Source organism: Mesorhizobium sp. M0910 (genome assembly GCF_040319465.1).
Lineage (GTDB): Bacteria > Pseudomonadota > Alphaproteobacteria > Rhizobiales > Rhizobiaceae > Mesorhizobium.
Genome location: NZ_JAMYNZ010000025.1, coordinates 1 through 17,383, shown reverse-complemented (window position 1 = coordinate 17,383; position 17,383 = coordinate 1). Strand labels below are relative to the sequence as shown.

Genomic DNA, 17,383 nt, shown 5'->3' with positions numbered 1-17,383 from the left:
AGCTGAGACCTCGCCAGAGGTAAACGTCCAACCTTCCAATGCGTCTTGATTGTGATCGCTCACGATTGCTCCCATGCTTTCCGGTAAGCATACAGGAGCTCAGCCCGATATGGGAAATGCATATTGCATTCCGTCAAATTTCAAACTGAGACACTACCGGCCGCTGGCGTCACTGGCAAGCTTTGGGAAATCAGTGATATCGTCGCGCTGATCCAAGCCAAAGAGGCAGAGAAGCCTATGGTTCGCGGCCAAAAAGCAGGGAGTGAGGACATTTGAAGTACGAGTGGGCGAACAATCCTCACTTGTTTATTCCAATAACAGCATGTGTCGTTGTCTTGGCCCTGAGTCTCGCAGCCATGTTCGTCGCACTCCTAAGCATAATTCTGCGCACCGATTTCTATGGGGCAATCGATGAGCAGAACCTTCCATGGGGCGAACGACTGGGGAAGCGAGACGCAAGGCTTCGTGCCGGATTTTGGTCAGCGCGCTTCCTGATACCGCGCCGGGTGATTGCATATGGTGCTGTTGTGTTCTTCTGCAGCTTCGGTTCGGTCGAGCTTATTTTAACCGTCTTCGGCCATCCGTCTTGATCGAATTTTCAAACTGACCCACTACCACCAGGCTCAAGCCTCGTTCCGACTGGGGCGTTGAGCCAGCCAGATGCTGCCGATGACGAAAACGACGCCGGCGATTTGAGGCAAGGTCAGTGTCTGATCCAGGAATACCCATCCGAGCAGCACGGCGGTCACCGGGCTGAGGAAAAGCAGCGATGACACCACTGCGGATTCCAGTCGCGCAATGCCCCGGAACCAGAGGACATAAGTCAGCGCCGCACCGATCAGGCCGAGCCACGCCAGTCCAAGCAGGTTGGCCGCGGTCGGGAACGGGATGGGTGGTTCGAAAAGCAGGACCACCGGAACGAGAAGGAGACCACCGGCAGTCAGTTGCCATGCCGTAAAGGCGAGCAGCGATGCTGGCGGCTGCCACTTGCGGCTCAACACGCTTCCGAAGGCCATTGAGGCCGCCCCGGCTAGGCCGGCGGCGACGCCGGCCGCATCGAGCGTCGCGTTCGGGGTCAGCACCAGCAACGCGACACCGGCGATCCCGATAAGGGCGGCGACGATCGCCAACCGGCGGACAGGGCTGGCAAGCAGGGCAGCAGCGAGGAAAATCACAATCAACGGCTGGACCGACAGCACGGTCGCCGCGACCCCGCCCGGAAGCCGGTAGGCGGCGACAAACAACATGCTCAGGAAGATCGAGATGTTGAGGGCTCCGAGGACGAAACTGCGCAGCCACCATATGCCCGTTGGCAGTTGCCGAACGATCGCCAGCAGCAGCAATCCGGCGGGCAGGGCACGCAGCATTGCGACCGTCATCGGCGAAAAGTTCGGCAGGAACTGCGTGGTGACGATATAGGTGCTGCCCCATATTGCCGGTGCGATGGCTGTAAGCAACAGATCGGAACGGTGCGTTTTCATAAGATTTCCAAAACTTCGGCAAGAGGGCGGCGCGGCTTTTGCGGCCAGTTTCCGGGCGCGGCGCGGCCGACCGCGATGAGCATCACCGGCACTTCATTCAGTCCAAGGCCGAACTCGCGCGCCACGCCTTCGGCATCGAAGCCGGCCATCGGACCGGAGACGAGGCCCAGCGCTTCGGCCGCGAAAATCAGCGTTGCAGCGCCAAGCGTTGCCGAGCGCACCGCTTCGTCGCGGGCTGCCCGAGGATCGGCATATTGGGCGCGGGCGCCTTCCTGCCAGCCCGAAGCCATATCCGCCGGCATGAAGCCGGCTTCCACGAAAGGACGCAGCCTTGCATCGAGGGCAGCGTGGTCGGGCAGTACGCCGCAGATTATGAAGGTGACCGCTGCTTCCTGTACCTTCACCTGGCCGTGGGCCAGGCTGCGCAACCGTGCCTTTGCTTCCGGCGTCCGCACGGCGATGAAGCGCCAATTCTGAAGGTTGTAGGCGGTTGGCGCGCGTGTTGCGAGACGTGCCAGTTCCTCGACCTCGGCATCCGTCAATGCGTGCGAGGCATCGAACCGATTGGCCGACATGCGTCGCTCGATAAGGGAGATTGCGGGGTTGGTCATCATGTCATTCCAAACCTGAGAAAGTCGTTCGGAAAGCAGATAGACAATTTACCAAGGAGCGATAATATGCAACAATTGCAAGACATTATTTACTGGAAGAGAATGGTGCGATGGATCGCCTGACGGCGCTGCAGGTTTTCCGCCATGTGGCGGAACTGAACAGCTTTGCCGAAGCCGGACGGCGCCTGGGTCTCTCGCCTCCCGCGATCAGCAAGAACATCGCCGAATTGGAGGCGCATCTGGGGGTGCGGCTCATCAACCGGACGACGCGGCGCATGGCGCTGACCGAAGAGGGCAGGATCTACCTGGAGCATGTCACGCAGGGGCTCGATGCGCTGGCCAGGGCCGACCAGGTGCTCGGCCCGATCAAGACGGCGCCGAGCGGCACGTTGCGGGTCAGCGCGCCGATGACTGTCACGTTGACGCGGCTTTCGGCTGCCATGCCCGCGTTTCTATCGCGCTATCCCGATTTGAAGCTCGATCTGCACCTTGATGACAGGCGCGTCGATATCGTGCGGGAGGGATTTGACCTGGCCATTCGCGGCAGCGACAATCTTGAGGATTCCAGCCTGGTCGCCCGAAAGCTTGCGGTCATGCCGCACGTGCTTTGCGCAGCTCCGTCTTATTTCGAGAAGCATGGCCGGCCCAAAGCGCCTGGCGATTTGAAGGCGGCCAATTGCATCCGGTTCAGCCTCTCGGGGCATGCGGACATATGGGAATTCCGCAAGGACGGCCGCACCGAGCGGATCGCCATCGACGGACGATACTCGGTTTCTTCAAGCCTTGCCGTGCGCGATGCGTTGCGTGCCGGCTTCGGCGTCAGCCTGATCCCCTATCCCTATGTCGAGAGCGACCTGAAAGCAGGCCGGCTGCAATCGGCTCTGGATGACTGGGACAAGGTCGAAACCACGCTCTGCGCGGTCTATCCGGCACGGCAGCACCTTGCCCCGAAAATCCGCGTCTTCCTTGATTTCCTGATCGAGGAATTCAGTCGGAACAAAGAGAAGCCGTTCGTGCGTCCCCGGCGTGAACGCTCGGCAAAGCGCGGTGTCGGCGAGGGGACGGATGCGGAAAATCAAGCTGAGATATTGCCGGCGATTTCATCTCCTTGACACGCCTCCAAATCCGGACTTTGTGGAGCCATGCAGGACGCGAAGCCGAATAAGGGAAAGACAGCGGCCGAGGCGTTCGCCGAACGCACGAGCGGTATTCGCCGGGCCGATGCGGCGCGCATGCCGGGGTCGAGCGTGCACGCGTCGCTCGCCAACGAAATCGGACTGAGGATCGTGCGCGGCGACTATCCGCCGGGAACCATCCTGCCCAACGAAGCCAAATGGTCGGAGACCTTCGACGTCAGCCGCTCGGCGGTGCGCGAGGCGATCAAGATGCTGATGGCCAAGAGCCTTTTGGCGTCACGCCCGAAGATCGGCAGCTGGGTCGAGCCGAAGGAACGCTGGAACCTGCTCGATCGCGACGTGCTGGCCTGGTACGCGACCTCGCCGGACCGCGAGGTGTTCCTCAGAACCGTGCAGGAATTCCGCCACATCATCGAGCCGGAGGCAAGCGCCTTTGCCGCCATGCGGCGCACCGACGAGCAGATGGCCGAGATCAGCCAGGCCTGCCGCGAGATGGGCGAGGCGACCAACCTGCAGGAGCGCACCCGCGCCGACACGCGGTTCCACCTCGCCATCCTGCGGGCCTCGGGCAACGATCTGCTGGTGCCGCTCGGCGTGCTGATCGAATCGGCATTCGATCATCTATTTGCTTATACCACGCGGGAACTCGACGATTTGCAGCATGCGCAGAGGCTGCATGAGGCAATCGAGAAGAGCATCCGCCTGCAGCGGCCGGACGCGGCGCGCAATGCGGTGCGCAAGCTGCTGGCCAATACCGACAGCGTCATCAAGTCCAGGTAACGGCCGTTCGGCATCAGGGTTTTAGCGCTCAATCGAAGGGTGCGGTCGCCAGATGCCGCCGGGTCAGCCCGATCAGCAGCGCCTGGTCGCGGGCGGCGTGTTCGGGCGGGTTGACGACGGCATCGCCAAAGACGATCGCCGCCCAGAAGCCACGCATCTCCTCGACGAAGGCTTCGGCGTAACCGGCACGCAAATCTTTCTTCGACAGCGTGTGACCGTCCGAGGTCGTCACCGTCAGCCGGGTCGGATGATGGTTGAGCCAGGGCGAGGGGAATTCGAGCTCGAGGCTGGCATCGTCGAAGAACAGCGTGATCCGCTCCTTGTAGTCGGCGAGCTTGGGCACGGTGAGATGGGTCATGGTCCACAGCGCCTGCCCGTCCAGCAACTTGACGGCGCCCTGGCCGCCGTCGCCATCGGCAAAGATCTGCGCGCCGACGACCTCGCCGTCCGGCACGCCGAGCGCATCGAGCAGGCCATGGACGGCGTTGACGTCGTGAATCAAGGCCGAGCTGTAAGCGCCGGTAAATCCACGGAAAGCGAGATCGGTCAGATGCACGCCGACGGCCTCTTCGACCTGGCGCTTCTGCTTGGCGGCGACAGTGGCGACCATGTCCTTCGGGATATCGGTGCCGCGCCTGTAGGGCTGATGGGCGATGAACGGCCAGGCGTCGGGATCGTTTACCTCCACCGAGACCGCGCGCAGCGTGCTCGATGTTCCAGGCAGCGAAGCGAGCGCCAGCCGGTAATTCGGGTCGAAGCGCTTCATATAGCCGACCTGAACGATTTTCCTGGCGGCGTCGCGCGCGGCAACGATCTCCAGGATTTCCGCCAGGGAATAGCAGAGCGGCTTTTCGCAAAACACATGCAGGCCAACCGCCAGCGCCGCCAGCACCTGTTCGTGATGTAGCGGGTCCGGCGAGCCGATCACCACCGCGTCGAGGCTTTGGTCGAAGAGCTGGTCGATCGTTTCGAAATTGGCAATGCCATGCGTGTCGGTGACGAACTGCCGCGAGATCCTGGAGGGATCGGCGACCCCGACCAGCTCGAACAATTCACTGAGGCGCAGCAGATTGGGAATATGCTCGAGCTGCGAGATCATGCCGGCGCCGACGACCCCGACGCGTATCCTGCTCATTGGATCATTCCCCGCAATGTCCTGATGTCAGCTCAAGGCGCCGCAGGCGGCCGGTTGCCGATCTGGGCGAGCAGGCCGGCAATCTCCGCCTCGACCGCCTTCAGATCCTCGCCGCCCGACATGATCGAGATGACCTCGTCGCGCGAGATCTCCGACTTGGCGTAGGTACCGCGATTGCGGCCGCGGTTGAGCAGGGTGAAGGTGTCGCCGACCGGATAGGCATGGTGGATGTTGTGGCTGATGAAAATGACGGCCAGGCCCCGCATGCGCGCTTCGATGATGAATTTCAGCACCATCGCCGCCTGGTGGACGCCGAGTGCGGAGGTCGGCTCGTCGAGGATCAGCACGCGCGCACCAAAATGCACGGCGCGGGCGATCGCCACTGACTGGCGCTCGCCGCCCGACAGCGTGCCGACGGCTTGCGTCGGATCGCGCACGTCGATGCCGATATCGGCCATCGCCTGCCTGGCGATGGTGTTGGCGCGCTCCTTGTCGATGCGCGAGAAGGGCAGGCTGCTTTTGGTCGGCTCGCGGCCGAGGAAGAAGTTACGGGTGATCGACATCAGCGAGATCATGCCGAGATCCTGGAACACCGTTGCCACGCCGAGCTCCTGCGCGTCGCGCGGGCTGCGGAAGGTGACCGGCTTGCCGTCGACCAGGATTTCGCCCTTGGTCGGCCGGTAGACGCCGGACAGAACCTTGATCAGTGTCGACTTGCCGGCGCCGTTATCGCCAAGCAGGCAGTGGACCTCGCCCGGATAGACCTTGATGTCGATGTCCTGGAGGGCGCGCACCGAACCGAAATTGACGCTGACGCCGCGCAGTTCCATTGCTGGCGCGGTCATTTGGGCCGGCTCGGTCATTTGCCACCTCCGCGGCCGAGCGCCTTCAGCCTGATGTAGTTGTTGACCAGCACGGCCATCAGGATGACGATGCCGAGGAAGACCTTGAACCAGTCAGTGTCGATGCCGGTGTAGAAGATGCCCATCTGCACCAGCCCGAAGATCAGCGCGCCGAACAGCACGCCATAGACGGTGCCGTAGCCGCCGGTGAGCAGCACGCCGCCGATGACGGCGGCGATGATCGCCTCGAATTCCTTGAGCAGGCCGCGCGTGGTGTCGGCGGAGCCCGCCTCCATCACCTGGATGGTGGCAAGCAGCGTCGCCGCGCAGGCGGTGTAGATGAACAGGCTGATCTTGACGCGATCGACCGGCACGCCAACGTTGCGGGCTGCGATCAGGTCGCCGCCAGTGGCGAAGATCCAGTTGCCGTATTTCGTCTGGGTCAGCACGTAGCCGGCCAGCGCCGTCAGGCCAAGCCACCAGACGATCGACATCGGAATGCCGGCGACGAACGGGATGCCGTCGCTGCGGGTGGCGATCCAGCCTTGCGCGCCCATCCAGTGGAACAGGCCGGTGAGCAGATGGCCGTTGAAAATGCCGGCCGTCGCCGGATCCGGTGCGCCTTCGAGTATGTAAGGGATCTGGGTGCGGCCCGTGACGGCGCGGGTGATGCCGATCGACAGTCCGCGCAGGATATAGAGCGTGGCGAGCGTGACGATGAAGGAGGGCAACCGCGTCTTCACCACGATCAGGCCATTGAGATAGCCGGTGAGGATGGCAACGGCGAAGGCGCAGGCGATGCCGCCCCATAGCGGCAGTCCCCAGTACTTCACCGTCAGCCCGATGACAACACCGGCGAAGCCGACCATGGAGCCGACCGAAAGATCGAACTCGCCGGCGATGATGAGGAGTGCTGCCGCGGTGGCGACGATGCCGAGCTCCGCCGACAGCGTCAGGAAGGTCATTGACCCCTGCAGCGAATAGAGGTTCGCCGCGCCCGGCAGCAGCGCAAAGATGATGATCGTCGCAAGCAGCCCACCGGCGGCACCGGCTTCCGGCCGGCGCAGCCACTGGGTCAGCTTGCCGGTGCTGGCCAACCGTTCGTCGGCGCCGGCGGCCCGCTTCGACGTCATGCCGAAGCGGTCGGTCGCCTTCAGTTCGCCCGGAGATATAGCCTTGTCTTCCACGACCGCCATTAGGCTCTCCAATCGCTCAAATCGCAATCTTCGAAGGAACGGGAGAGCGCTTGGCGCATTCTCCCGTTCCGTCGGAGCGCTGGCCTAAATTTTGATGCATGTCGTTACCGCAAAACCGCTGCACACTTTTGCGCGACATGCATTAGCGGATGCCTTCTTTGGCGAGCGCCAGGATCGCCTTGGCTTTTTCCGGCGAGTCTATGAACAGCGGTCCGGTATAGGCGTTGTTCTGCGGCCAAAAGCCGTGCGTCGCTTGCTCGACCAGATAGATCACCGGCAGATAGCCCATCAGATATTGCTGGGCGTCCATGCCGAAGCCCATTTCGCCGGCCACGACCGAATCGAGGACCTCCGGGCTGATGTCGAATGTGTAGAGCTTGAGCTTGCCGAACAGTTCCTTGTCGCGAAACATCGGGATCAGCGGGTTGGCGGCGGTGGCGCCGAGCGCAAAGACGGCCTGCGTGTCGGGATGCGCGGACAGATAGGCTTCCGTGCGGCGCTGGATGTCTGCGGGATCGGGCGCCACGGCCAGAACCTCGGTGCCGCCGCCGGAGGGCTTCAGCCCGTCATTGAGGCCCTGGCAGCGCTGGTCGAGGCTGACATTGCCGACCTCGTGGTTGATACAGACGACCTTGAGCGTGCCTTCCTTGGCCAGCCGCTCGCCGGCCTTCTTGCCGGAATCATATTCGGAAACGGTGCCGACATAGAGCGTCGTGCCGAGCTCGGCGCCTTCCTTTTCGCCGGAATCCAGAACCACCATGGGAATATCAGCGGCAAGCCCGGATTTGACCGATTTGCCGAGCGCATTGGCGTCGGCGATGGAGACGGCGATACCGTCCGGCTTGGTGGCGATAGCGGCGTCGAGAAGCCGGGCCTGCTCGACCACGTCGAAGACCTGCGGCGCGTAATATTCGACCTTGGCACCGGTAAGGGCGGCCGCGTCATCGACGCCGCGCTTGACCACCGACCAATAGGGATCGGATGCCGACCCATGCACTACGAAGGTGATGCGGACGTCCTTCGGATCCTTGAGGCCCGCGGCATGCGCGATACCCGTCATCAGGCCCGCCGAAACGAAGGCGCCCAATGCCGCTTTCAGAAGCGTTTTCATCTTATTCTCCCATTTGTCGTTGCAGTTCCAATCCCTCTGGCTCCGTTTTCCGGCCCCCACGATCGGCTCACGTTGCGGATCGGGTGGCCGCTTTGCGGGCCTTTGCCGACGCCGATCGCTGTTCGCCCGCGTTGCTGCCGCGGGTCGTTGTCGATGATCGCCCGGCCGAGAGCGTGGCGCGAAGCTCCTCGCGCAGCGGCTTCATGCCGATGATGTCGATCGGCTGGGCGGCGAGCCAGTCGCGAAAGCCCTGGTCGCGGAACAGCTCGTACTCTTCGGTGCGGATATAGGCTGAGCGCGGCTCGATCAGCTCGAGTTCACCGGGCGCGTTGCAATGCAGGCAAAAGAAGGTCAGGCCCTCGCGCACACCCTCGATGAGCGCTTTGTAAGCGGGCTCGATCGACCTGGAACGCGGCCGGCCCCAGGTTGTCTGGATCGCGGCGTCGAAAATGGCAAAGCCGCCGGCGCGGGCCAGCGCCACGCCGCGCTGGAACGCCTCCTCGGTGACGCCGACCAGATTGTCGTTGGGGGAATAGGCGGACAGCGTCTTGGTCAGCAGCACGGGCAGTTGATATTCCAGCCCGAGCTTGATGTAGATGTCGCAAAATTCCGGCGACAATGCCGCGCCCATATGCGCGTCGAGATGGGTAACGTCGATGCCGGCGCGATAGGCGGTGTCGATCTGGGCGCGAAGCTCGGCCTCGACCGCCTGCGGCACCGCCTTGCGGCGCGTGGTCGCCACATCGGGCCAGAAGAAGCCGAACTCGTCGGTCAGGCCGGCCGCCCGCGACGGCGCGGTCAAGGGCCGCCATTTGTAATGCTGCTTCTCGCTGTTCAGCGTCAGGTGGACGCCAAGGTCAAGGCTGGGGTTGGCGGCGGCGCCTTCGGCCATTTCGAGGAACCAGGGGCACGGCACCATCACCGCGCCGGAACTGCAGACACCCAGCCCGCTCAATTCGAGAAAGGCGCTGTTGGCGCCGTGGCACATGCCGACATCGTCCTCGTGGAGCACGATCCGTTTGCTGGAGCCGGCGGCGTTCACGAATGGCCGCCTTCCCGCCGGCATACCGGTTTCGAGGGTCTTCCAAAGTGTGTCCCGTATTTCATGGAACCAACCGTTTGCCCAACTGGCCGGAATGGAACGCCGAAACCCGGCTTTCCGACAGGGCCACTTTGGCGAATTCGGATGGATACGATTTGCCTGCCGGCTGAGACACTTAGCTACCGATTTCCCCAATCAGGGTTCAAAACCACTCATAGGAACCGTCTTCCGGGCGCAGATGGCTTGGTCGAATAGCGGCGGAGTGGTTCTTTCAAACTGTGCCGACAAGCCTACAGCTGTCCACACCATCGAGCGACCCACATTACCAAATGACTTGGAGGCCTGTCATGTACACCGCCGGCGAAGAGGAAATCGAAGCCATTGCCAGGGTGATCCGCTCTGGCGCGCTGTTTCGTTACGGCAAGGACAGCGAATGCGACCGCTTCGAGGCCCGCTATGCGCAGCATCTTGGCGTCGAGCATTTCGCGCTGGCCGCCAGCGGCACCTATGGGCTCGCCGCCGGCCTGATCGGCCTCGGCATCGGCCCGGGGGACGAAGTGCTGGTGCCGGCGCACACCTATATGGCGACCGCGACGGCGGTGCTTTCGGTCGGGGCCATTCCCGTCATCGTCGACATCGACGAGAGCCTGACCATCGATCCCATCGCCTTGCGGGACGCCATCGGGCCGCGCACCAGGGCGGTCATCCCGGTGCATATGTGGGGCGCGGCCTGCAACATGAATGCGATCATGGACATTGCTGCCAAGCGCGGTCTGCTGGTGCTGGAGGATGTCTGCCAAGGCATCGGCGGCGGCTATGACGGCCGCAAGCTCGGCTCGATCGGCCATGCCGGCGCCTATTCCTTCAACTATTTCAAGAATATGACCTCGGGCGAGGGCGGCGGTATCGCCACCAGCGACCCGAAAGTGGCGGAACGGGCGCGCTGCGCCATCGACCCTTGCCATTTCTACTGGCAGGGCAGAAGCGACAGCATCAAACCCTTCGCCGGCATCGGCGCGCGTGCTTCCGAACTGATGGGGGCGATGCTCAACGTCCAACTCGACCGGCTGGACGGCATCATCGAGGCGATGCGAGCCGAGAAGAAGACGGTGCTGGCCGGTACCCGCCACCTTAGCAATCTTGGGCTGACGCCGTCGCCGATGAACAGCGCAGACGACGATTGCGCCGCACAGGTTATGTACCTGCTGCCGAGCGAGCAGGCGGCGCAGACTTTTTCGAAGACCATTCCGAGCGTCGTTGCCGGCAAGACCGGCCGTCACAATTTCACCCAGTGGGACCAGGTGCTGATGCATGAAGGGGCGCATCACCCGGCGCTCAATCCTTACGCACTGCCCGAGAACCAGGGCCTGCGGCTGGATTATCCCGACGACCTCGGCAAGCGCTCGCTCGACATCCTCAACCGCACCGTGATGGTCGCCATGAACCCGGCGCACAGCGATACCGACATTCAGGACATGATCCACAACATCGACGCGGCGGCGCGGGTGGCGCTGGAGAATGCTTCGCTCGATGATATCGAATTGCGCAAGGCGGCACCGGTTGATCTGCAGAAGTTCGACAGTGTGAACTAGACCAGATCCGGCGCGGTTTGCTACCCTGCGGTCGAGTTCCTTGTCCGGTGGCCGGCCGAGGATTCCGGCCGGCATAACCGGCCGCCAAAAAATCCGCGGGCCCGTGTCGGATAGGCCGGGCTCCGCTCGTCCTAGGGGGCATCGATCACCAACACGGAGGATTAACGATATGCCCGGCACCGTACGGCTGCACCGCATTCTGACAACCAGCTCGGAGAAAGTCTACCGCGCGTTCCTTGAAGCGGATGCACTTGCGAAATGGCTTCCGCCGAACGGCTTCACCTGCACGGTTCATCACTTCGAGGCGAAAGTCGGCGGTGCGTTCAAAATGTCCTTCCGCAACTTCACCACCGGCGACAGCCACTCGTTCGGCGGCGAATATGTCGAGCTCGTGCCCAATGAGCGACTGCGTTACACCGACCGGTTCGACGACCCCAACCTGGCCGGCGAGATCGAGGTGACCGTGACATTGAAGAAAGTGTCGGTCGGCACCGAAGTGAATATCACGCAGGCAGGTATCCCAGACGCCATCCCGGTTGAGGCCTGCTATCTCGGCTGGCAGGAGTCGCTGCGAAATCTGGCGAAGCTCGTTGAACCCGAGATCAACCAGTAAGGTAAAGCGCTGCGCTGGCGGGTTGGCGTCGCTAACCGGAAACCCAGGGATGACGCCGGTCTTCCCACCCAACATGCGCCGGGGCCGGAAAGGCGGGATCGGCGAAGCAGCCGACCGCGACGGCGATCCATTCAGGCTTTCGCTCGGGCTCCCAGAAGACGCTCGAGCCGCAGCCCGGGCAGAAATGGAAAGTGACGTGGTGGCCGCTCCCAGCTGACCGCCTGTAGGTCCTGGCGTCGCCTCCGGCTTCTACCTTGTCGCGCGCAAAGAAGGCGGCGACGCCGTAGGTGCTGCCGGTCCGTTTCTGGCAGTCGAGGCAGTGGCACTGTGCGACCAGCTGTGGCTCTCCGTTACAGGAGATCCTCAGTTGCCCGCAGGCACAGGATGCGGTTCTCATGGCAATCCTCATGGTTCAGATGAATGCGTTGCCCGCCAATACCGGCGGTGGGCATGCTTCTGGTTTTCGGGGAGGTTCGGCCTTGGGAAGCGCGCTTTGCGCGAACGCCGAAAACAAGGACCGACGCCCCATATTCCTAATCACTGCGGGCGACCGACTCAACCCCGCGGTGAACGAGATGGAGAGCCTGGCTCTAGCTTCTATCCAATCTTAGGAACGCGGCGCGCAACGCCAGAACGGCGCGCAGGATCTGACGTTCGTCCATCGCCGCATAGCCGAGCAGCAGGCCGTGCTCGGGCTCAGTGGAATGATAGTTGATGGAGATGCCCTGAACGTCGAGCCCCTCCTTGAGGGCGGCGGCGACCACGTCGCTGTCCTTATAGGGCCTGACGAAGCTCGCCAGCAGCTGCATGCCGGAATCGTTTTCCGTGACGATCAGCCATTCGGCCAGATGCTCCTGGCACAGCTTGACGAAGTTCGCCTGCCGGCGCGCGTAGAGCCGGCGCATGCGCTTGAGGTGCGTGGCGAAATAGCCCTGCATGATGAAGTCGTTGACCGTTGCCTGCAGGATCAGCGGCGCGAACTGGCCGGTGATGCTCACCGCCCGGTCGAACGGAACCGACAATTCGCGCGGCACGATCAGATAACCGATGCGCAGCGCCGGAATCAGCGTCTTGCCGAAGCTGCCGATATAGACGACGCGGTCGGCATGGTCGAGCCCGCGCAGCGCCGGCACCGGCCGGCCGCGGAACCGGTATTCGCCGTCATAGTCATCCTCGACGATCCAGGCGCCGTTGCGTTCGGCGATGTCGAGCAGTTGCAGCCGCTCCTCGATGCGCATGATGGTGCCGAACGGCCATTGGCAGGATGGCGTCACATAGATTAGCCGCGGCGGCGGCAGCTCCGGATCGGCAAGATGCCAGCCGCGCCGGTCGACCTTCAACGGTGCCAGCTTGGCGCCGCTGGCGAGAAAGGCGCTTTTGGCGCCGAGATAGCCGGGCTCTTCCATCCAGACATGGTCGCCTTCGTCCATCAGCACGCGCGAGACCAGATCGAGCGCTGCCTGCGCACCGGTGACGATGATCACCTGGTCGGCGGTGCAACTGATGCCGCGCGACAGGCCGATGGTCGAGGCAATGGCCTGGCGCAGGCCGGGGTGACCGGCAAAGGAGAGATAACCAAGCAGACTATCGTCGCGGCTGCGTGCATTGCGCACCAGAAGGCTTGACCAGATGGTGAACGGAAACGATGCCGTTTCAGGCACGCCGGGATGGAAATTGATGACGCCGGCATTGCGCGGCGGTTGCGGGCCGTTGACGATGGTCTGACCGCGCCGCGACAGCTTTTGCGGCGCTGCCAGTCCGGCGCGCAGGGATGCCAAGGGGCGGTTCTGCTGGATCGGCGCCACCCAGGTGCCCGATCCGGCACGCGCCTCGATAAAACCTTCGGCAAGGAGCTGGTCATAGGCGGCGATGACCGTGTTGCGCCCGACCTTCAGATCTTCGGCCAGCGAGCGCGTCGACGGCAGCAGCGTGTTCTGCGGGATCTGGCCGTCAAGAATGAAGCGTCGCAAGGCGCCGTAGATCTGACGATGCATCGGTTCTTCCGAAGCGCGGTCGACCGACATGATGTCGAGGGAAAGGCGCATGTGGTCGGGCAAGGCACTATCCCCCGACGAACCGGGCGGCGCGGGCGATCTTTTCCTCGTTGAGCCGGCAGACGGTGTCGAGCACCAGCCGCCTGGTTTCGGGACGGATCTCGCGGCTGTTCTTCAGCGCGCGATGCACGGTGGCGGCGCCAAGTTCCGCCTTCTCGGCAATCTCGCGGATGGTGCAAAGCCGTTCCATGCCAAGCGCAGCTTCGAAAGCCATATCGCTCCTCCTCGGTTGCATCAAGGCACGGCTTCCGGCCGGCCTCAAGCTTGAAAGTCGGGGTTTGCAATCCAGAGCCGGGATTCTGCGATCCGCGCCGCGCAGGGAGCAAGGCGGCGCGGATCGCCGGGCGCTTTCGCGTCGCTAACCCCATCGCGGCGCGCGCTCATCGTGTCCCCCGGCTCGCAAATGCGGGCCGGTCAGTTTGCCTGCCGCGTCGCCACTTCGAAGCCGGCCTCGCGGGCGGTGGCGAGCAGCGAGAAATAGCCCTTGCTGGCATAGGTCAGCGGATGCGCCTTGGCCGGATCCTGCTCGGCCTCGACAACGAGCCAACCTTCATAGCCGCGCGCGGCGAGGGGCTTCAGCAATGACAGGAAATCGACCGAGCCGTCGCCGGGCACGGTAAAAATGCCGTCCATTACCGCCGCCATGAAGCTCATGTCCTCGCGGCGTGCCCGTTTCAGCATCGCCCTGCGAACATCCTTGCAATGGAAATGCACGATACGGTCGAGATGCCGTTGCAGCAGCGATTGCGGGTCGCCGCCCGAAAACAGGCAGTGGCCGGTATCGAACAAAAGGCCGACGCTTCGGCCCGTCGCCGCCATCAGCCTGTCGACTTCATCGTCCGTCTCGACGATGGTGCCCATGTGGTGGTGGAAGGCCATGCCGACCCCGAATGCGGCCATGCGGTCGGCGAGGGCGGTCAGTTTCTCGCCATAGGACGGCCAGTCCCTGTCGGCGAGGCGCGGACGCTCGGAGATCGGTGCGAAAATGCCGTCATGGCGACCGCGCGAGGTGTCGGCCCCGCTGTGCTTCAGGCCGCCACAGCAGCGCTGCGCCGGGCCTTCTCCGGCCGTCGCTTGACAACAGCCGAAGGCTGCGCGACGCCAGACAAGGTGTGGCAACGGGCCAGGTTGGCAAGGCAGCAGTGGCAAAGACCCTGAACATCGTCTCACGATCGCGTCTGGGCGGTTGCCCGGCTTCGGGACCAGTACGGTGATCAAGCCGCGCTCACGCCGCGGCGGCGGCCGCCCGACCATCGCCGACGTCGCCCGCAAGGCCGGCGTCGGCGCCATTACCGTATCGCGCGCCCTGCGTGAGCCGGGGCGTGTCTCGGAAGATCTGCGCCGCCAGATCGAGTCGGCCGTGAACGAGCTCGGCTATGTGCCCGACCCGAATGCGCGGGCGCTGGCTTCGGCGCGCGCCGAGGTCTTTGGCGTTCTGGTGCCGTCGCTTACCAACAACGTCTTTGCCGAAGTGGTGCGCGGCATCTACGACAGCCTGTCGGACGGCCCTTTCCGGATTCAGCTCGGCAACACCCACTATTCCGGCCTCGAGGAAGAGCGGCTGCTGCAGGTGTTTGGCCCGCAACGCCCGGCGGCGCTGATCGTGGCCGGCATCGACCAGACGCCGGCCTCGCGAAAACTGCTGGAAACGGCAGGCTGTCCGGTGGTGCAGGTGATGGAGACCGGGCCCGATCCGGTCGACATGATGGTCGGTTTCTCACATTTCGAGGGCGGCAAGGCGGCTGCGGAACATCTGATCGAGGCAGGCTATCGCCGGATCGGCTTCATCGGTGCGCGCATGGATCCGCGTTCGCAGCGGCGCTTGGCCGGCTATCGCGCGGCGATGGAGGCGGCCGGCCTGTTCGATGCGCGGCTAACCACCACCACGCCGGTGCCCTCCAGCGTCACCCTCGGCCGCGAATTGTTCCGCGACGCGCTGGCCAAGGTGCCGAGCCTCGACGGCGTATTCTGCAACAATGACGACATAGCCCTTGGGGTGCTGTTCGAATGCCATCGCGCTTCGATCGCCGTGCCGAAGACGATCGGCATCGTCGGCTTCAACGATCTCGACATGATGGAAGTGGCGTTTCCGTCGGTCACCAGCGTTCGGACCTATCGTTACGAGATCGGCCGGCGGGCTGTCGCCATGGCGCTTGCGGCGATCGAGGGCAACAGGCCGGAGTCGCGCGTTGTCGATCTCGGCTTCGAACTCAAGCGACGTGAGAGCACGGCGCGCTGAAGCGCGCTTCAACGCAATGGCGCTTTACACCACGTCATGGTAGCGCTACCAGTTATCGCCGGGCGGTACTTCGCTCAGAAGATGGGGCTGTTTATTATACATAAGCGACAGCTCATGCTTGTTTATTATGTATAATATGATAGTTTTTGCGGGACTAGCCGGGCAACAAAGGAGGGGATCGGGTCGGCATTCGGCCACCTGAACGCACAGCGGATACGGCGGGAGGTGCCGGACCGGAAAAGCGCAATTTCATCGACGTAAGAACAAACAAAACTGCAAATGGGAGGAATATCGATGATCAAGTCACTCGTTGGCGGTATCGTTGCCGCCACTGCTTTTGTCATGCTGAGCTCGTCGGCGATCGCCGAGCCTGAAATCGTCAAGGGGCCATCGGCCGAGCCTGACTGCTTCGCGCCCTGGTCGGCCGATACGCAGTTCTTCAAGTTCCCCAAGAAAGACGGCCCGTACCGCATCGCTCTGGCCAACGGCTATATCGCCAACACGTGGCGCATCCAGATGGTGCAGACGGCAAAAGCCTATGCAGCGCAGCCGGAGGTCGCGGCCAAGCTCAAGGAATTCAAGGTGGTCTCGACCGGCGAAGACGTGCCGGCCCAGATTTCGGCAATCAATAATTTCATCGATTCCGGCTATGATGCGATCGTCGTCAACGCCCAGAACCCGACCGCATTCGGCCCTGTCATCAAGCGGGCCAAGGAAGCCGGCGTGGTGCTGGTCGCTTTCGACAACATCCTCGACACCAAGGATGCCATCAACGTCAATGTGGACCAGAAGGGCCTTGGCGAATTGTGGGGCAATTGGCTGGTCAAGCACGTGCCGAACGGCGGCAAGGTGCTGGAAGTGCGTGGCGTAGCCGGCACATCCGTCGATACCGACCGCCATAACGGCATCCACGAGGTTCTCGACGCCTCCGGCAAGAAATGGGATGTCACCGAGGTCGTCGGCAAGTGGGATGACGGCGTTGCGCAAAAGGCTACGGCCGATGCCATTGCCACCAACGGCCCCTTCGACGGCATTACCGGACAGGGCGGCGATACCGGCATCGTGCAGGCGATGATCGATGCCAAGCATCCGTTCGTGCCGTTCGGCGGCGAGACGGAGAACGGCTTCCGCAAATTCTGCGCCAAGTTCGCCGCTGATGGCCTGAAATGCTCGTCGGCCGGCACCGGCCCGGCTCAGGTGGCGGTTGCCATCAAGACGGCGATTGCAGCACTTGAAGGGCAGGTCGTGCCGCAAGCGATCAAGCTGCCGCTGGCGATCGTCGAGGATCCGAACTTCAAGGAAGGCCAGGACTACTTCCCCGACCAGTCCGACAATTTCTTCGTCGGCAATTCCTTCCCGACCTGCGGCATCAATTTCACGGCGCAGGAAATCATGGGCCAGAGCAAGGAAAACCAGTAAACTCCGAGAGCCCGGCGCCGCGGGGGATACCCCCGCGCCCGCCCAAGGCCAACAGATATGCAAACGCCGGGGGGGGGGCGCGGGGCGGGGGCGGTTCGCGCATACGCCGGGTAGGCAGATTACAGTGGAGTT

The 17,383-nt window shown here is 63.1% G+C and carries 19 protein-coding genes; 8 read left to right on the top strand and 11 right to left on the bottom strand.

Annotated features, from left to right (window positions below; translation table 11 throughout):
• Positions 1–123: 123 nt before the first annotated feature.
• Positions 124–276, top strand: a complete 153-nt coding sequence (locus tag NKH78_RS31005) for a hypothetical protein (RefSeq protein WP_352708113.1) — start codon at positions 124–126, stop codon at positions 274–276.
• Between the two features lie 80 nt (positions 277–356).
• Entirely contained in the window at positions 357–590 is a 234-nt protein-coding gene (locus tag NKH78_RS31000) for a hypothetical protein (protein WP_352885018.1), read from the top strand.
• A 33-nt stretch (positions 591–623) separates the two neighbouring features.
• Here NKH78_RS31000 and NKH78_RS30995 read toward each other — a convergent pair whose 3' ends face one another.
• Positions 624–1,481, bottom strand: coding sequence for an EamA family transporter (locus tag NKH78_RS30995; RefSeq protein ID WP_352885017.1), 858 nt, complete (start codon positions 1,479–1,481; stop codon positions 624–626).
• Positions 1,478–2,092, bottom strand: coding sequence for a nitroreductase family protein (locus NKH78_RS30990; RefSeq protein ID WP_352885016.1), 615 nt, complete (start codon positions 2,090–2,092; stop codon positions 1,478–1,480). The genes NKH78_RS30995 and NKH78_RS30990 overlap by 4 nt, the downstream gene beginning before the upstream one ends.
• A 110-nt stretch (positions 2,093–2,202) precedes the next feature.
• On the opposite strand from NKH78_RS30990, the gene NKH78_RS30985 reads away from it, so the two are divergent.
• Positions 2,203–3,204 carry a LysR family transcriptional regulator gene (locus tag NKH78_RS30985; protein ID WP_352885014.1) on the top strand — a complete coding sequence of 334 codons (1,002 nt, stop codon included), beginning with the start codon at positions 2,203–2,205 and terminating at the stop codon, positions 3,202–3,204.
• 30 nt (positions 3,205–3,234) lie between these two features.
• Positions 3,235–4,008, top strand: coding sequence for a FadR/GntR family transcriptional regulator (locus tag NKH78_RS30980; protein ID WP_352475451.1), 774 nt, complete (start codon positions 3,235–3,237; stop codon positions 4,006–4,008).
• Positions 4,009–4,036: 28 nt separating this feature from the next.
• Here the strand turns inward: NKH78_RS30980 and NKH78_RS30975 are convergent, their stop codons facing one another.
• From NKH78_RS30975 to NKH78_RS30955, 5 genes are all read right to left on the bottom strand, one after another.
• Positions 4,037–5,143, bottom strand: coding sequence for a Gfo/Idh/MocA family protein (locus NKH78_RS30975; RefSeq protein ID WP_352885009.1), 1,107 nt, complete (start codon positions 5,141–5,143; stop codon positions 4,037–4,039).
• A 32-nt stretch (positions 5,144–5,175) separates the two neighbouring features.
• On the bottom strand, positions 5,176–5,988 hold the full coding sequence (locus tag NKH78_RS30970) for an ATP-binding cassette domain-containing protein (protein ID WP_254819104.1): 813 nt from the start codon (positions 5,986–5,988) through the stop codon (positions 5,176–5,178).
• A gap of 14 nt (positions 5,989–6,002) precedes the next feature.
• A complete protein-coding gene (locus tag NKH78_RS30965) occupies positions 6,003–7,118 on the bottom strand; it encodes an ABC transporter permease (RefSeq protein ID WP_352491125.1) in 1,116 nt (371 codons plus the stop codon).
• Positions 7,119–7,323: 205 nt separating this feature from the next.
• Positions 7,324–8,292: a rhizopine catabolism ABC transporter substrate-binding protein gene (locus NKH78_RS30960; protein WP_352740693.1), complete on the bottom strand. Its 969-nt coding sequence runs from the start codon at positions 8,290–8,292 to the stop codon at positions 7,324–7,326.
• A 67-nt stretch (positions 8,293–8,359) separates the two neighbouring features.
• Entirely contained in the window at positions 8,360–9,334 is a 975-nt protein-coding gene (locus tag NKH78_RS30955) for a polysaccharide deacetylase family protein (protein ID WP_352740691.1), read from the bottom strand.
• A gap of 347 nt (positions 9,335–9,681) precedes the next feature.
• On the opposite strand from NKH78_RS30955, the gene NKH78_RS30950 reads away from it, so the two are divergent.
• Positions 9,682–10,926: a DegT/DnrJ/EryC1/StrS family aminotransferase gene (locus NKH78_RS30950; RefSeq protein ID WP_352740689.1), complete on the top strand. Its 1,245-nt coding sequence runs from the start codon at positions 9,682–9,684 to the stop codon at positions 10,924–10,926.
• Positions 10,927–11,095: 169 nt separating this feature from the next.
• The gene (locus NKH78_RS30945) at positions 11,096–11,539 is read left to right on the top strand and encodes an SRPBCC family protein (RefSeq protein ID WP_352740688.1); all 444 of its coding nucleotides are present in this window, start codon (positions 11,096–11,098) and stop codon (positions 11,537–11,539) included.
• A gap of 31 nt (positions 11,540–11,570) precedes the next feature.
• Here NKH78_RS30945 and NKH78_RS30940 read toward each other — a convergent pair whose 3' ends face one another.
• The 4 genes from NKH78_RS30940 to NKH78_RS30925 all read right to left on the bottom strand — a co-directional run bounded on the left by NKH78_RS30940 (position 11,571) and on the right by NKH78_RS30925 (position 14,712).
• Positions 11,571–11,936: a GFA family protein gene (locus NKH78_RS30940; RefSeq protein ID WP_352740686.1), complete on the bottom strand. Its 366-nt coding sequence runs from the start codon at positions 11,934–11,936 to the stop codon at positions 11,571–11,573.
• Between the two features lie 193 nt (positions 11,937–12,129).
• Positions 12,130–13,596, bottom strand: coding sequence for a rhizopine catabolism transcriptional regulator MocR (gene mocR, locus NKH78_RS30935; RefSeq protein ID WP_352740684.1), 1,467 nt, complete (start codon positions 13,594–13,596; stop codon positions 12,130–12,132).
• 4 nt (positions 13,597–13,600) lie between these two features.
• On the bottom strand, positions 13,601–13,807 hold the full coding sequence (locus tag NKH78_RS30930) for a LacI family DNA-binding transcriptional regulator (protein WP_352453276.1): 207 nt from the start codon (positions 13,805–13,807) through the stop codon (positions 13,601–13,603).
• 200 nt (positions 13,808–14,007) lie between these two features.
• Entirely contained in the window at positions 14,008–14,712 is a 705-nt protein-coding gene (locus NKH78_RS30925; protein WP_352885007.1) for a TIM barrel protein, read from the bottom strand.
• Between the two features lie 91 nt (positions 14,713–14,803).
• On the opposite strand from NKH78_RS30925, the gene gntR reads away from it, so the two are divergent.
• Together gntR and NKH78_RS30915 are read left to right on the top strand one after the other, a co-directional pair.
• Positions 14,804–15,832, top strand: a complete 1,029-nt coding sequence (gntR, locus tag NKH78_RS30920; protein WP_254819076.1) for an HTH-type transcriptional regulator GntR — start codon at positions 14,804–14,806, stop codon at positions 15,830–15,832.
• Between the two features lie 294 nt (positions 15,833–16,126).
• A complete protein-coding gene (locus NKH78_RS30915; RefSeq protein WP_352740678.1) occupies positions 16,127–17,251 on the top strand; it encodes a sugar ABC transporter substrate-binding protein in 1,125 nt (374 codons plus the stop codon).
• Positions 17,252–17,383 lie beyond the last annotated feature (132 nt).